Below are 15,156 nucleotides of genomic sequence, written 5' to 3'. Positions count from 1 at the left end.
GCATCCACTGTGCAGGACCGGTGTTGCGTGATCACAAACGCTTTGTGACCGGCGGGTTAAGCGTGCTTATGTCTGTTTTTGGGTGCTGAGTGGCGCAGGGGTCACTGCCCCACCCGTCCCGGCTGCAACGTCTGCGAGAACAGCACGTTGCCGCCCTCCTGCCGCAGCCGTACGGTGAGTTCCCCGCTGCCGCCGTCGATCTCGACCTCCCCGAAGTACGGCGGGGTCTCGGCCGGCGAGGTGTTGTTCCGGTCCGGCGCCTTGATGAAGACCTGCCGCGGGCCGAACGTCCCGTCCAGCTTCAGCGCCTTGAACCCGCCCGCCGCGAGCGGCCCCGACACGAACTCCCAGAACGGCTCGAAGTCCTTGAACGCGGCACTCGACGGCTCGTAGTGCTGCGCGGACGTGTAGTGCACATCGGTCGTCAGCCACAGGGTGCCGGTGATCCGCTCGTGCTTGATGTGCCGCAGCAGCTCGGCGAGCTGAAGTTCACGCCCGAGCGGCGCGCCGGGGTCGCCCTGCGCCACCGCTTCGAAGTTCGTGCCGTCCGGGACGACGAGGCCCAGCGGCATGTCGGAGGCGATCACCTTCCACACGGCGCGCGAGCGCGACAACTCCCACTTCAGCCAGGCGAGTTGCTCGGCTCCGAGAATCCCGGTGGTGTCGTCGGTCTGCCGCCCCGGCGAGTTCGCGTTCCGATACGTACGCATGTCGAGCACGAACACATCGAGCAGCGGCCCCTGCCGCAGCACCCGGTACACCCTCCCGTCGGCATCACCCGGCGGCAGCGTGGAGACCGGGAAGTACTCGCTGAACGCGCGCAGCGAGCGGGCCGACAGCACGTCGACGTTCTTCTCGGTGTAGCGCTCGTCGCTGAGGATCTGGCCGGGGTACCAGTTGTTGTGCACCTCGTGGTCGTCCCACTGCGTGATCGTGGGGATCTGGGCGTTGAAGCGCAGCAGGTTCTCGTCGAGCAGGTTGTAGCGGAACGCGCCACGGAACTCGTCCAGCGTCTCGGCGACCTTGGACTTCTCCTCGGTGGTCACATTGCGCCACACCCGCCCGTCCGGCAGCGTCACGCTGGGCAGGATCGGGCCGTCGGCGTAGATGTTGTCGCCGCTGCACAGGAAGAAGTCCGGGTCGAGGGCGCGCATGTCCTCGTACACGCGGTAGCCGCCACGGTCCGGGTTGATGCCCCAGCCCTGCCCGGCGATGTCGCCGGACCACAGGAACCGCACCCCGTCCCGGCGCGACACGGACGCCGTACGGAAGGTCCCCTCGACGGGCTCGCCGGTGCGCCGCGGGTCGTCCGGGTCGGCGAGCCGCACGCGGTAGTGGATCTGCTCGCCGGGCGGCAGGCCGCGCAGCCGGGTCGTCCCGGTGAAGTCGGTGTCGGGGCCGATCAGCGGCCCCCGCCATCTGGTGACCTTCTTGAACGACTCGGTGGGCGAGGTCTCCACGACCATCCGCGCGGGCCGGTCGGAGCGCACCCACACGAGGCCCGAGTGCGCGCCCACGTCACCTGCCTGGACACCCCAGCCCGCCTTCGGACGCCCGGAGAGCGCGAACGCGGGCGCGGCGGCCCCGCCGATCGCCGGCAGGGCCAGCGCCGCCGACGTGGCGAGCGCGCCGCGCAGCACCCCGCGGCGGCCGGGCTCGGAAGTTTGCGGACGGTCTGACATGGACGCCTCCAGTGACGGTCTCGACGACAGTGCGGTGCCATGGCCTGCGCGCGGCGCCGCGCTGCCACTCTTACTGCCGTGCCACGGCGCACACGCGAACCCCCAGTGAACAACTGCCCCCACCATCAAGGGAACCTGGCGCGCAGGGCGGCCTGTGCCATGAGGCGTACCCCTTCGGTGATGCGGGCCGGGGACAGATGCGCGTAGCCGATCACCAGGGACAGGCCGCCGTCCGCGCCGCCGCCGTAGTGGCCGAGCGGGCGGACGGACACCCCGGCGGTCGAGAAGAGGTCCAGGAGTTCCTGGTGCGGGCCGAAGCGGTCGGGGAGCGTGGCGATGGCGTGCAGGCCCGCCGCGATGCCGGAGACCTCGGTGCCGGGCAGGTGCTCGTGCAGTGCCGCCACCAGGGCGTCGCGGCGTTCCTTGTACGCGCGTTGGCAGCGGCGCAGGTGGCGGTCGTAATCGCCGCGCTCGACGAAGCGGGCGAGCACCGCCTGGTCGAGGGCCGGATTACCGAGGTCCATGTAGCGCTTGCGCGCGACGACGTCGTCGGTCAGCGCGTCCGGCACGATCAGCCAGCCGAGCCGCAGCCCCGGCGCAAGCGACTTGCTCACCGACCCGGTGTACGCGACGTGCTCGGGGTCGAGCCCTTGCAGCGCGCCCACGGGTGCGCGGTCGTAGCGGAAGTCCCCGTCGTAGTCGTCCTCCACGATCAGGCCGCCCACCCGCCTGGCCCAGGAGAGGAGTTGGGTCCTGCGGGGCGCCGAGTACGCGATGCCCGACGGGAAGTGGTGCGACGGAGTGGTGATCACCGTGCGGACCCCGGACTCCCGCAGAGGACCCATGGCGAGCCCCTCCTCGTCCATCGGAAGGCGCACCGCCCGCGAGCCCACCGTCGCGAACAGGTCCTCGAACTGCGGGCTGCCTGGGTTCTCCACACCGATGGCGTGCTGCCCCCGCGCGCGGAGCACGATGCCGAGCAGCGTCACCGCCTGCGTCACCCCGGAACACACGATGATCCGCTCCGGGTCCGCCACCACGCCGCGCCGCCGGACGAGCAGCTCGGCGAGGGCCGTACGCAGGCGGGGGAGGCCGCGCGGGTCCGGGTAGCCGAGGGTGTGGTGCGGAAGGTCGAGGAGCACCGCGCGCTGCGCCGCCGACCACGCCGCGCGCGGGAACAGCGACAGGTCAGGGGTTCCCGCGACGAAGTCGGCCCGGGCGCCGGTCGAAGGGCGTGGCGCCAGGTCGCTCGCGCCCGGCGCGGCCGCCCGCGCCGCCTCACCCACCCATGTCCCTGCACCCCGCCCGGCGCGCAGATACCCCTCGGCGGTCAACTGCTCGTACGCCTCCGTGACCAGGCCCCGCGACACCCCGAGGTCCCGGGCCAGGTCCCGGCTCGACGGCAACCGGGTGTCGGGTGCGAGCCGCCCCGAACGCACCGCGTCCCGCAGCGTGGACTGCAAGGCGCGACCACGCGCGCGTGCCGGGGCGGACGACGCAGGCAGCAGCAACTCCCAGGCGGGGGTGGGTGATTCGCGGCTTCCAGGGACGGGCGGCTGTGTCATACCGGGACCCTACGGTGGCCTCCCGGGTGTCCGTGACCGGTCCGTGATTGGTCCCCGATACGGCCGCGCGAATGGACCTCGTGACGGACCACCCACCGTCCCTAACGTCGCCTTCATGAACGCCACTTCACTCCGAGGCTCCCTGCTCGCCACCCTCGCCTGCGTCCTCGTGGGCGGCTCCTTCACCGCCAACAGCGTCCTGGGCCACTACCCGTACGCAGGCGGCCAGTTCATCCGCTACGCCGTCGCGTGCCTGCTGCTCCTGCCGCTGCTCGGGAAGGGCGGCCTGCGCCCGCTGCGGCGGCTCACGCCGCGCCAGTGGGGCCGGCTCGCGCTGCTCGCCGCCGTCGGCATGGTCGGCTTCAACCTCGCGGTCCTCGCCGCGGAACGCTCCGCCGAACCCGCGGTACCCGGCGTCTTCGTAGGATGCGCGCCCGTCGTGGTCGCCGTACTGATGCCTCTGTTGAGCAGGGCACAGCCACAACGGGCCGTGCTGTACGGGGCGTTGCTCGTGGCGGCCGGGGCCCTGACGGTCCAGGGATGGGGGCGTACGGACGTCGCCGGAATCGCCTTCTCCGTATGCGCCCTCGCGGGCGAGGTCGGCTTCGCGGTGCTCGCCGTGCCGGTGCTGCGCCCGCTCGGCCCCCGGCTGCTGGCCTGCACGGTGTGCGGAATCGCCGCACTGGAGGCCGCCGTCGTGGGGATCGTCGTGGACGGCGGTTCCTGGCTGCGCAGGCCGGACGGCGCCGAGTTCGCCGCCCTGGCCTGGCAGGCCGTGGTCGTCACGGTCGTCGGCTTCGTGTGCTGGTACATGGGTATGCAGCGGATCGGCGCCGAGCGGGCCACGCTGTTCTCGGGGCTCATCCCCGTCGCGGCGGCCTGCACCGCGCCGCTGGTCGGCTCCGGGACGTACGGCGTCGCCCAGGGCGCGGGCAGCGTGCTCGTCGCCGCCGGTGTCGCTCTGGGCTCGGGTGTGTTCGGCCGGCTGTCCCGTACGTCAGCGGCTGCCGCCTCACCGGCTCCCGTCGAGGATCACCCGCGAGACGAGCGCCGGGTCGTCGTTCATCGGGACGTGCCCGCAGCCGGGAAGCTTGATCAGGCGGGCCTGCGGGATGACGTGCTTGGCGCGGATGCCCTGGCGGCGCACGAGGATGCGGTCGCTGGTGCCCCACGCGATCGTGACCGGCAGCTCCTGGATGTCGTCCTGGAACAGCACCGCACGACCGGCCTCCAGGGTCTCCCGGAACCCGGTGGCCTCCCGCAGGGCCAGCGTCTCCGCGACGACCGCCTCGGGTGAACGGCGGCCGGGCCGCGCGTAGATGGTGCTGGTGAGCGCCGCGCGCCCCGCCGCGGAGCGGGAGAGCCGCTCGATCACCGGCACCGGCATGGCCCGCGCGCCCGCCCGCATCGCGAGCAGCGTCCCGAACGCGTAGCGCCGCTCGGCCCCGGTCCAGAACCCGGCGGGGGAGAGCGCCGTGACGGACCGTACGAGCTTCTCCCGGCCGAGGTCGAGGGCGAGCAGCCCGCCCAGCGAGTTCCCCGCCACATGCGGCCGCTCGACCCCTATGTGGCGGCAGAACGCGTCGAGGACGGGGACCACGCCCGCCAGGTCGTACGCGAGCCCGGCCGGCAGCGCGGGCGACCTCCCGAATCCCGGCAGATCCACCGCGATCACGTCCCGCTCCGCCGCGAGGATCGGCAGCACCGGCTGCCAGGCCTCCCAGTGGTGCCCGATCCCGTGCAGCAGAAGCAGCGGCTCACCGGTGCCCGTGCGTTCGTACGCGAGGCGCACGGTGTGGGTCCCTCCGGCGCTCTCGATGCTGAAGGACGCCTCTGTCACCATGTCGCTCGCTCCCTGTCCCCGCCGCGCCGCGACGGTCTCCCTAGACTCCTTGTCAGCAACAATTACCGGTCAGTAGCCCGCAGTTCAAGTGGCACAGCCCAACCGAAGTGGCGGGGCGCCCGCTGGACAGCGCCCGAAGCGTCCTATGGGATGGACGGGTGGCCACCGACACAGAGATCGATGACTTCGAAGAGCACCGCCCAGTCCTCATGGGCGTGGCCTACCGCATGCTGGGCCGGGTCGCCGACGCGGAGGACGTCGTACAGGACGCCTGGCTGCGCTGGTCCCGCGCGGACCGGGCCGACGTCCGCGAACCGCGCGCCTACTTGGTGCGCATCACCACCCGGCTCGCCATCGACCGGCTGCGACAGGCCCAGTCGCGCCGCGAGTCCTACGTGGGGCCGTGGCTGCCCGAGCCGCTCGTCACCGACTTCGGGCCCACGGTGCCCGACACCGCCGAGCAGGCCGTGCTCGCCGACTCCGTGTCGCTCGCGGTGCTCGTCGTCCTGGAGTCACTCTCGCCGCTGGAGCGCGCGGTGTTCGTGCTGCGGGAGGCCTTCGGTCTGTCCTACGCGGAGATCGCCGGCACGCTGGAGCGCGGCGAGGCCGCCGTGCGGCAACTCGCGGCACGCGCGCGTAAGCACGTGGACGAGCGCCGGCCCCGCTTCGACGTCGACCCGGTCCAGCAGCGCGACCTCACCGAGCGCTTCCTGGCCGCCGCCACCGAGGGCGACCTCGACGGGCTGATGGCCATGCTCGCCCCGGACGCCCAGCTCGTGGGCGACAGCGGCGGCAAGGCCAGGGCGCCGCTGCGGGTCATCGAGAGCGCCGACAAGGTGGGCCGGTTCGTGCAGGGCGCCGTGCGGCAGGGCGGTGCGGAGGGCTTCGAGCTGCACCTCGTGGAGTTCAACGGAACGCTCGGCGTGCTCGTCACCGTGAACGGCAAGCCGGACGCCGTCCTCCAACTCGGCCTGGGCGAAGGCCGGATCCAGCAGATCTACATCGTGCGCAACCCGGACAAGCTCGCGGCGCTCGGCTAGCCGCCGCTCCGCACACCTGGTCAAGGCCCGCTCCCGTTACGCAAACGGGGGCGGGCCTTCCGCGTTCCGCCTTGTGTGCGCCGCGTTCCGCCCTGTGAGAACCGGAGGCCGATTGGTATTGACCAAGTTCCGAGAGCAGTCCTACGCTCGCAGGGATAAGGCAGGAACCTTTAATAAACAAGGGCGATAAAAACCTGCCAGGGCGCGGCTGTTGCGGAGGACAGGGTGGGGACCACGCAGTTGGAAGCGGCTCCGGAGCCGAAGTACTGGCACCTGAAGACCGTGCTGACCGATGCGCTCGACTCCGAGTTCGCGGTGGGCGAGATCCTGCCGAACGAGCGGGACCTCGCGGCCCGCTTCGGCGTCGCCCGCGCCACACTCCGCCAGGCCCTGGAGCAGCTGGAGCTGGAAGGCCGGCTGCAGCGCCGCCGCGGCGTCGGCACCACGGTCGCGCCGCCCCGCATGGGCGTCGCCGTCGCGTCGAACGACCGGGACTGGCCCGGTGGCAGCGCGGACGCGTGGCAGGCCGTCGACTCCACGTTCGAGGTTCCGCCGGGCGCCGTCGCCGCAGCTCTGGAGGCCGCGCAGGACACCGAGGTGCACGTCCTGCGCCGCACGCGGGTCTCGCACGGCCAGCCGGTCGCCGCCGAGCTGCTGTACGTTCCCGTGGGCTCGGCCCCCGACCTGACGGCCATCGACGCCGCGTCCGGCGCCGCACGCGCGCGTGCGGTCGTGCGGGAGCTGCAGCGCCTCGGGCTCGACGGGGAGGACCGCGCGGTCGAGCTGGGCTCGGCGCGCGCCGACGACGCGAAGGAACTCGACCGGCTGCCCGGCGCCCCGGTCCTCGTCGTCACGACCCGCTACTTCAGCCGCGGCACGACCGCCGCCGTTTCGGTGGCGACCTACCGCGCGGACACCTGCCGGCTCACCTTCGGTGACACGGCGGGCGTGGAGATCCACCACGCTCCGCAGACGCGGGCTTCGTAAGAGGCGGGCTTCGTAGGGCTCGGGCTTCGTAAGGGTCGGGCTTCGTAGGGCTCGAGCTTCGTAAGGCTCGGACTTCGTAAAGATGCGGGCTGCGGTACGCCGCCCGCCGGTGCCTACCGGCGGGCCGTAACCGTGCTCTCCGTAGCGAAGAGTTCCTCTTCCACGTGGTCGAGCGCGAGCCGCAACGCCCCCGTGGCCACCGCCGCCTCGCCCAGCGTCGACAACGCCACCCGCGGGGGCCGCAGACAGTAGCGCTCGAGCTCCCGCCGCAGCGGTTCGAGCACGCCGTCGAGCCCCGCGGCCCAGCCGCCCACGACGACCAGTTCCGGATCGAGCGCGAGCACCAGCGCCGCGACATCGTGCACGAGCCGCTGAAGGAACCGCTCGACCGCGGCGGACGCCCGGTCGTCGCCCTCGCGCGCCAGCGTGAACACATGCGCCACGGCGAGCTCGTCCAGCGGGTGCAGCGGCTCGCCCGTGGTGGACAGCAGCGTCTCGGGCCGCACCTCGCGGCCCAGCAGGTGCAGCGCGCCGATCTCCCCGGCTGCGCCCCCGAAGCCACGGTGCAGGCGGCCGCCGATCAGGGCGCCGGCCCCGGGGCTGAGGCCCGCGAGGACGAACACCATGTCGTCGGTGTCCGCCCCGGCGCCCTGCCAGTGCTCGGCCACGGCCGCCGCGTTCGCGTCGTTCTCCACGAGGACCGGGCACTTGAAGGAGCGCCGCAGCCGCTCGCCGAGCGGAAGCCCGGTCCAGCCCGGCAGCGCGGTGCCGAGCCGCACCGTCCCGTCCGCCTGCACGATCCCCGGGCTGCCGACGCCGACCGCCCACAGCGAGCCACGGGCCACGCCCGCGCGGCGCAGCAGATCGGCGACGGTGCCGCGCAGTTTTTCGAGTCGCTCGTCCACCGACGCGGTCTCTTCGACCTCCTTGGACGCCGAACCGAGCACCCTGCCGTCGAGCGCCGAGAGCACCGCGGTCACCCGGTGCGCGCCGATCTCCAGGCCGAGCAGATGCCCGGCCTCGGCCCGGAAGCGGAACTTGCGCGCGGGCCGGCCCTGCCGCCGCGCGCCCGGCTCCTCGACCGTGGTCTCCACGACGAGCCCGCCCACGATGAGCCCTTCGACGACGCCCTCCACGGTGGGCCGCGACAGACCGGTGACGCGGGTGACCTCGGTGAGCGTCGCGAAATCTGTGGAACGCAGCGCGTGCAGCACCACCGCGGAATTGATCCGCCTGAGCAGAGAGGGATCCCCGCCGGTCAGCCGCCCCACCGTCGTCCTCCCCGCAGTCGCGCGTGTTCGCCGGATGGTACCCGCAGCCACCGATACCGGCGAGAGTCGGGTGCACCTCTGTGACGTACGTTGCTCAGCCGCGCGCGCCCGGAACGGTGCAGGTCGGGCCTCAACTCGGTGCCACGAACCCCGACTCGTACGCCGCGATCACGGCCTGCGTCCGGTCCCGCGCGCCCAGCTTCGTCAGCACCGCGCTCACGTGGGACTTGACCGTCTCGGTGCCGACGACCAGGTCCGTGGCGATCTCCGCGTTCGACAGGCCGCGCGCCATGAGCCGCAGCACCTGCTCCTCGCGTTCGGTCAGCGCCGCGCGCTCCAGGGCCGCACGGGCCACCGAACTCCCGTACTCCGCCGCCAACTTGCGGACCGCGGCCGGGAACAGGAGCGACTCACCCGCCGCGACGAGGCGCACCGCGTGCACGATCTCCTCGGGGCGTGCCCGCTTCAGGAGGAAGCCGTCGGCGCCCGCGCGCAGCGCCCCGTACACGTACTCGTCGTTCTCGAACGTGGTGATCACGAGGATCTTGGGTGGCCGCTCCGCGCCGCGCAGCACCGCGCGCGTGGCCTCGATCCCGTCGAGCAGCGGCATCCGGACGTCCATCGCGACCACGTCGGGTCGCAGCTCGCGGACCAGGGGCACGACCGCCGCGCCGTCCGCGGCCTCGCCCACCACCGTGATGTCCGGCTGCGCTTCGAGCACCGCGCGCAGGCCCGCGCGGACCAGCGGTTCGTCGTCTACGAGCAGAACTGTGAGCGGCACGCCGCCAGACTAGGGCCTCTCCGGCGGATCTTGTCGCCAGGTCCTGGATCACGCGACCGGCAGTTCGACGTGAACCTGCCACTCGTCGTGGACCGGGCCCGTCCGGGCATGCCCGCCGAGCAGCGCCGCACGCTCCCGGATGCCGCGCAGGCCGCTTCCCGTGCCGCCATGTCCGGACCCGCGTTCCGGCGGCAGCGGATTGCGCACCTCCAGGACGAGGTTCTTGTCCGCGACCTGGAGGGTCACGGTGACCGGCACGGTTCCGCAGTGCCGCAGCACGTTCGTGAGCGCTTCCTGAAGGATGCGGTAGCCCTCGCGGGACACCGGCCCCGGCACCGTCTCCAGCGGGCCCGACACCGTCACCTCCACCTTCGCCCCGGAGGCCCGCGCCGAGTCGAGCAGCCGGTCCGCCTCCTGGAGGGTGGGGCGGCTGCCCGCCGGCTGCTCCGCCTCGCGCAGCACCAGCAGCACCCGCTCCAGATCCTCCAGGGCGGCCCGGCCGGTCTCCTCGATGGCACCGAGGGCCCGGTCCGTGAACGCCGGATCGCCCGCCGCCCGCGCCGCACCCGCCTGCACGACGGCGACGGTGAGCGCGTGGCCGATGGAGTCGTGCAGTTCGCGGGCGATGCGGTTGCGCTCAAGGAGCTGCTCGGTGCGCTCCTCCAGGGCGGCGAGCCGCTCGGCCCCGGACGGGCCGAGGAGCACCAGGGCCGTGCGGGCCGTCAGCCACCCCGCGCCCGCCACCACGTACACCAGGAAGAGCAGGGCGAAGGGGATCGCCGCCGCGCACAACCAGGGCGCCTCCGGCACGGGCAGCACCGACAGCTCGTCGACTCGCTCACCCATGGCCGCGCCCGTCAACTCCAAGGCCAGCGCGAACAGTTGACCCGAGAACAGGGCGACCGACAGCCCCAGGAACAGCCGGAACACCAGCCAGCCCGACGTCCTGCCGCGGTCCCGCCACGATGCCGAGGGCGCGACCGAGATCTCACGCTCCGCACCAGTGCCGGCCACGCGCGCGTGCTTCCCGGGAAACAGCATCATCCGCGCCTGCAGCCCCTCCGAACGCCGCATCACCGGAATCGCGCCGAGCACCAGGAGCAGCGGTGCGGGTATCACGTAGATGAGCACCCAGGCACCCACGGAGGGAGAGGAGAGCCCCGGGTAGACCATCGCGAACACGAAGGCGATCACCGACGAGCACAGCAGATGCAGCCAGCGGGTGTAGGTGACCGCGCGCGCGAGCGGCCTCAGGAAGCGGGGCATACCGTCATCGTGCCAGCCGCCCCGCGCCCGACGGCTCCCCCGCACGGGGGAGGCGAATTCCACGGGCGGGGGAGGCCCGAGCCCCCTGGCGCGGACGATTCTGAGGTCATGACCAGTATCGACGTCCAGGACCTCACCAAGGAGTACGGGACGACGCGTGCCGTGGACGGGCTGACCTTCCAGGTCGGACCCGGCCGCGTCACCGGCTTCCTCGGCCCGAACGGCGCCGGCAAGTCCACCACGATGCGCCTCGCCCTCGGCCTCGACCGCCCCACCTCCGGGACCGCGCTCGTCGGGCGCCGCCCGTACGCCACGTACGACGAACCGCTGCGCGTCGTGGGCGCCCTGCTCGACCCGCAGGCGGCGCACGGCTCCCGCACCGCGCGGGAGCACCTGCGGGCGCTCGCCGTCAGCAACCGGATTCCGGTGAAGCGGGTCGACGAAGTGCTTGAGCAGGCCGGGATCGCCACCGTCGCGAAGAAGCGCGTCAAGACGTTCTCGCTCGGCATGCGACAGCGGCTCGGCATCGCGGCGGCGCTCCTCGGCGACCCCGAAGTGGTGCTGCTCGACGAGCCGTCCAACGGCCTCGACCCCGAAGGCATCATCTGGATCCGGGAGTTGATGCGCGACCTCGCGCGCGCCGGACGCACCGTGCTGGTCTCCAGCCACCTCATGAACGAGACCGCGACCTTCGCCGACCACCTCGTCGTCCTCGGCCGCGGGCGGCTCCTCGCCGACACCCCGATGCCGGACTTCATCGCCGCGCACAGCGCACGCCGCGTACGGGTGCGCTCCACGGACCCCGCCCGCCTGCGCGCCGCACTCGTGCGTGCGGGACACACGGTGACGCTCGCCGACGACGGCCGCTGCGACGTGGAGGGCGTCACCGCCGCCGACGTGGGCGCGCTCGCCGCCGCCGAGGGCGTCCCCGTCCTCGAACTCGCCGACGAACAGGCCTCGTTGGAGCAGGCCTACCTCGCCCTCACCGCGAACGACGCCGAGTTCGCCGCCGCGCCCCTCCAGGAGGCCTGACCCATGACCGGCATGTCCGCCACGTCGACCACCGCCGTACTGCACTCCGAGTGGATCAAGATCAGATCGCTGCGCGGCAGCTTCGGCTCGCTGCTCGCCGTCTTCATCGCGACCCTCGCCGTCACGACCCTCGCCTTCGCGACCGTCGGCCAGGCCGAGGCCGACAACGGAGAGGACCTCCTCTTCGGCGCCTTCTACGCCCTCAACTTCGGCCAGATCGCGGTGCTCGCCTTCGGCGCCACGGCCGTCTCCTCCGAGTACCTGAACAACGCGCTGCGCGTCTCGCTCGCCGCGGTGCCGAACCGGAACCTCTTCTACGCCGCGAAGATGGCGGTCATCGGCGGCTGCGGGCTCGTCGTCGGCCTGCTCACGAGCTTCACCGCGTTCCTCGTCGGCCAGGCGTTCATGGGCCCGTACACGCTCGGCCTCGGTGATCCGGGGGCGCTGCGGGCCTGCGTCGGAGGCGGGGTGTATCTGGCGCTGATGGCACTGTTGGCGGCGGGGCTCACGGCCGTGCTGCGCAGCGCGGTGGCGGTGCTGAGCATCCTCGTGCCCTTCCTGCTGATCGTGTCCTTCGTCGTCGGGGACATCGCGGGCTCGGTCGCCGACTTCCTGCCCGACCGCGCGGGTCAGCAGGTCCTCTACCAGCACGCGGAGGGCTCCCTCGGTCCTTGGACCGGGCTCGCCGTGACCGCGCTGTGGGCGGCGGCCGCGCTGCTCGCCGGATGGTGGGCGGTGCGGCGCAGGGACGCGTAGCGCGGCGGGCCCGTCGCGCACATCATCGAACTCCCGTGCCACTATGGGATCTTGAGTGGAGCCCAGCAACGTACGAGGGAGATCGCATGAGTGACGCCGACGGGAACCAGCCGGAGCAGCGGATCTCCAGTCACGTCGCGCACAACGCGCGCGTGTGGAACTACTGGCTGGGCGGCAAGGACCACTACGAGGTCGACGAGAAGGTCGGCGACATGGTGACGTCCATGTACCCGAGCATCGGCGAGGTCGCCCGCGCCGACCGCGCGTTCCTGGGGCGCGCCGTCGGCTTCCTCGCCGGTGAGGCGGGCATCCGCCAGTTCCTCGACATCGGCACGGGCCTGCCGACCGTGGAGAACACGCACGAGGTCGCCCAGCGCATCGCTCCGGACGCGCGCGTCGTCTACGTCGACAACGACCCGATCGTCCTCACCCACGCCCGCGCGCTGCTCACCAGCTCCGCCGAGGGCCGCACCAACTACGTGGACGCGGACGCCCGCGACCCGAGGGCGATCATCGAGGCGGCCTCCGAGACCCTCGACCTCGACCGCCCGGTCGCGATCATGCTCCTGGGCATCCTCAACTTCGTGCTCGACACGGAGGAGGCCACGTCCATCGTGCGTGAGCTCGTCGACGCCGTCCCCTCGGGCAGCTACGTCGTCCTCACCCACCCCACTCTGGAGCTGGGCGGCGAGGGCAACACGGAGGCCATGGCGTTCTGGAACGAGAACGCGAAGCCGCCGATCACCGCCCGCACCGGCGCCGAGGTGGCGGCGTTCCTCGACGGCCTGGACCTCGTGGAGCCCGGCCTCGTCTCGTGCGCGCGCTGGCGCGACGAGGAGGGCACACAGGTCGCCCAGTACGGGGCCGTGGCCCGCAAGCCGTGACCTAGGGGCCCAGGGCTCCTAGGGCTCCTAGGCCCTTAAGAGTCGGTGGCGGTCTCGCGGAGGCGTGCGTACTCCTCCGCCATGGTCGCCGCCGTCCAATGGGCGTTCAGACCACTGGGGTTGGGCAGCGCCCAGACCCGGGCGCCGCCGATCGTCCGCTCCTGCGGGCCGATTTGGGCCTTGGGCTCACCGAAGGCCGACCGGTACGCGGTCACGCCCACCACGGCGAGCCACGTGGGCCGCAGGAGCGCCACCCTCTCCTCCAGCAGCCGTCCGCCCTCCCGGTACTCCTCCGCACTCAGTTCGTCCGCCCGCGCAGTGGCCCGCGCGACGACGTTCGTGATCCCGAGCTCGTACGAGAGAAGCTCCTGCTGCTCGGACGGCTTCAGTTGCCGGGGCGTGAAGCCGGAGAGGTGAAGCACCGGCCAGAAGCGGTTGCCGGGGCGGGCGAAGTGGTGACCGGTCGCGGCCGTCATGAGGCCCGGGTTGATCCCGCAGAAGAGAACCCGAAGGCCGCTCGCGACGACGTCCGGAACCAGACGGTCGCGAGCGGCCTCCAGGTCCGCTTGAGTAAGGCGGGTCAGAGGATCGCCCCCGGCGTGTAACCGGCGGCCTCCGGGTGCTGCTTCACGATCTCCTCGACGCGGGCCACGATCTGCGCGACCTGACCGGCGGCGGCGCCCGTGAACGACAGCTTGTCCGCCATCAGCTCGTCGAGCTGCGCACGGTCCAGCGGGATCCGGGAGTCGGCGGCCAGCTTGTCGAGCAGCTCGTTGCGCTCGGCGCCCTGCTCGCGCATCGCGAGGGCCGAGGCCACCGCGTTCTCCTTGATGGCCTCGTGGGCCTCCTCGCGGCCGACGCCCGCGCGCACCGAGGCCATGAGCACCTTCGTGGTGGCGAGGAACGGCAGGTAGCGGTCCAGCTCACGGGCGACGACGGCCGGGAAGGCGCCGAACTCGTCGAGCACGGTGAGGAACGTCTCAAGGAGACCGTCGAGCGCGAAGAACGCGTCCGGCAGCGCGACACGACGCACCACGGAGCACGAGACGTCGCCCTCGTTCCACTGGTCGCCCGCCAGCTCGCCGGTCATCGACGCGTAGCCGCGCAGGATCACCATGAGGCCGTTGACGCGCTCGCAGGAGCGGGTGTTCATCTTGTGCGGCATCGCGGAGGAGCCGACCTGGCCCGGCTTGAAGCCCTCGGTCACGAGCTCGTGCCCGGCCATCAGGCGGATCGTCTTGGCCGTCGACGAGGGGGCCCCGGCCAGCTGGACGAGCGCGGTCACGACCTCGTAGTCGAGCGAGCGCGGGTAGACCTGGCCGACGGAGGTGAAGGCCTGCGAGAAGCCGAGGTGCTGGGCGATCCGCTGCTCCAGGTCGGCCAGCTTGTCGGCGTCGCCGCCGAGCAGGTCGAGCATGTCCTGGGCGGTGCCGACCGGGCCCTTGATGCCGCGCAGCGGGTAGCGGTTCAGCAGCTCCTCGACCCGGCCGTACGCGACGAGCAGCTCGTCGGTGGCGGTCGCGAAGCGCTTGCCGAGGGTGGTGGCCTGCGCCGCGACGTTGTGCGAGCGGCCGGCCATGACCAGCTCGCCGTACTCGCCGGACAGCTTGGCGAGGCGCGCGAGGACGGCGACGGCACGGTCGCGGACCAGCTCGAGCGAGAGGCGGACCTGCAGCTGCTCGACGTTCTCCGTCAGGTCGCGGGACGTCATGCCCTTGTGGACCTGCTCGTGCCCGGCGAGGGCGTTGAACTCCTCGATGCGGGCCTTCACGTCGTGCCGCGTGACCTTCTCGCGCTCGGCGATGGAGGCCAGGTCGACCTGGTCGAGCACGCGCTCGTAGTCGGCGATGGCGGCGTCCGGGACGTCGATCCCGAGGTCCTTCTGGGCCTTCAGCACGGCGAGCCAGAGCTGTCGCTCCAGCTTCACCTTCTCCTCGGGGGACCAGAGGGTGGCGAGCTCGACGGAGGCATAGCGGCCGGCGAGAACATTCGGGATACGGGGCTTTGCAGGCGCAGTCACGTGGAGGAAGTTTAGTCGACGCGCATACG

The 15,156-nt window shown here is 72.2% G+C and carries 13 protein-coding genes and 1 pseudogene; 6 read left to right on the top strand and 8 right to left on the bottom strand.

Features of this window, described 5'->3' with window-relative positions; genetic code table 11:
• Positions 1-101: 101 nt before the first annotated feature.
• Together OHA73_RS09070 and pdxR are read right to left on the bottom strand one after the other, a co-directional pair.
• A complete protein-coding gene (locus OHA73_RS09070; protein WP_327654795.1) occupies positions 102-1,682 on the bottom strand; it encodes an alkaline phosphatase D family protein in 1,581 nt (526 codons plus the stop codon).
• A gap of 125 nt (positions 1,683-1,807) precedes the next feature.
• A complete protein-coding gene (gene pdxR / locus OHA73_RS09065) occupies positions 1,808-3,247 on the bottom strand; it encodes a MocR-like pyridoxine biosynthesis transcription factor PdxR (RefSeq protein ID WP_327654794.1) in 1,440 nt (479 codons plus the stop codon).
• Between the two features lie 115 nt (positions 3,248-3,362).
• Here pdxR and OHA73_RS09060 point away from each other — a divergent pair.
• Positions 3,363-4,199, top strand: a pseudogene (locus OHA73_RS09060) (DMT family transporter); the annotation flags it as partial.
• A 60-nt stretch (positions 4,200-4,259) separates the two neighbouring features.
• On the opposite strand, the gene OHA73_RS09055 reads toward OHA73_RS09060, so the two are convergent.
• Positions 4,260-5,090 (bottom strand): alpha/beta fold hydrolase, encoded by an 831-nt coding sequence (locus OHA73_RS09055; RefSeq protein WP_327654793.1) that lies wholly within the window; start codon positions 5,088-5,090, stop codon positions 4,260-4,262.
• Between the two features lie 158 nt (positions 5,091-5,248).
• On the opposite strand from OHA73_RS09055, the gene sigJ reads away from it, so the two are divergent.
• The gene (gene sigJ, locus OHA73_RS09050) at positions 5,249-6,130 is read left to right on the top strand and encodes an RNA polymerase sigma factor SigJ (protein WP_327654792.1); all 882 of its coding nucleotides are present in this window, start codon (positions 5,249-5,251) and stop codon (positions 6,128-6,130) included.
• Positions 6,131-6,355: 225 nt separating this feature from the next.
• On the top strand, positions 6,356-7,117 hold the full coding sequence (locus OHA73_RS09045) for a GntR family transcriptional regulator (RefSeq protein ID WP_327654791.1): 762 nt from the start codon (positions 6,356-6,358) through the stop codon (positions 7,115-7,117).
• A gap of 113 nt (positions 7,118-7,230) precedes the next feature.
• On the opposite strand, the gene OHA73_RS09040 is transcribed toward OHA73_RS09045, so the two are convergent.
• The 3 genes from OHA73_RS09040 to OHA73_RS09030 all read right to left on the bottom strand — a co-directional run bounded on the left by OHA73_RS09040 (position 7,231) and on the right by OHA73_RS09030 (position 10,435).
• Entirely contained in the window at positions 7,231-8,388 is a 1,158-nt protein-coding gene (locus OHA73_RS09040) for an ROK family protein (RefSeq protein ID WP_266722223.1), read from the bottom strand.
• 130 nt (positions 8,389-8,518) lie between these two features.
• The gene (locus tag OHA73_RS09035; RefSeq protein ID WP_267071264.1) at positions 8,519-9,169 is read right to left on the bottom strand and encodes a response regulator; all 651 of its coding nucleotides are present in this window, start codon (positions 9,167-9,169) and stop codon (positions 8,519-8,521) included.
• 48 nt (positions 9,170-9,217) lie between these two features.
• On the bottom strand, positions 9,218-10,435 hold the full coding sequence (locus OHA73_RS09030) for a sensor histidine kinase (RefSeq protein ID WP_327654790.1): 1,218 nt from the start codon (positions 10,433-10,435) through the stop codon (positions 9,218-9,220).
• A 108-nt stretch (positions 10,436-10,543) separates the two neighbouring features.
• Between OHA73_RS09030 and OHA73_RS09025 the strand changes: the two genes are divergently transcribed.
• From OHA73_RS09025 to OHA73_RS09015, 3 genes are all read left to right on the top strand, one after another.
• A complete protein-coding gene (locus tag OHA73_RS09025) occupies positions 10,544-11,467 on the top strand; it encodes an ABC transporter ATP-binding protein (RefSeq protein ID WP_327654789.1) in 924 nt (307 codons plus the stop codon).
• 12 nt (positions 11,468-11,479) lie between these two features.
• Positions 11,480-12,223 carry an ABC transporter permease gene (locus OHA73_RS09020; protein ID WP_267072958.1) on the top strand — a complete coding sequence of 248 codons (744 nt, stop codon included), beginning with the start codon at positions 11,480-11,482 and terminating at the stop codon, positions 12,221-12,223.
• 86 nt (positions 12,224-12,309) lie between these two features.
• Positions 12,310-13,107: an SAM-dependent methyltransferase gene (locus OHA73_RS09015; RefSeq protein ID WP_266722231.1), complete on the top strand. Its 798-nt coding sequence runs from the start codon at positions 12,310-12,312 to the stop codon at positions 13,105-13,107.
• A 35-nt stretch (positions 13,108-13,142) separates the two neighbouring features.
• On the opposite strand, the gene mug is transcribed toward OHA73_RS09015, so the two are convergent.
• Positions 13,143-13,691 carry a G/U mismatch-specific DNA glycosylase gene (gene mug / locus OHA73_RS09010; RefSeq protein WP_327658438.1) on the bottom strand — a complete coding sequence of 183 codons (549 nt, stop codon included), beginning with the start codon at positions 13,689-13,691 and terminating at the stop codon, positions 13,143-13,145.
• A complete protein-coding gene (gene purB, locus OHA73_RS09005; RefSeq protein ID WP_266722232.1) occupies positions 13,688-15,127 on the bottom strand; it encodes an adenylosuccinate lyase in 1,440 nt (479 codons plus the stop codon). The genes mug and purB overlap by 4 nt, the downstream gene beginning before the upstream one ends.
• Between the last annotated feature and the right edge of the window lie 29 nt (positions 15,128-15,156).

It is taken from the genome of Streptomyces sp. NBC_00483 (assembly GCF_036013745.1).
GTDB lineage: Bacteria > Actinomycetota > Actinomycetes > Streptomycetales > Streptomycetaceae > Streptomyces.
The sequence above is the reverse complement of the archived record's forward strand: the minus strand, read 5'-3'. Positions and strand labels throughout refer to the sequence as shown.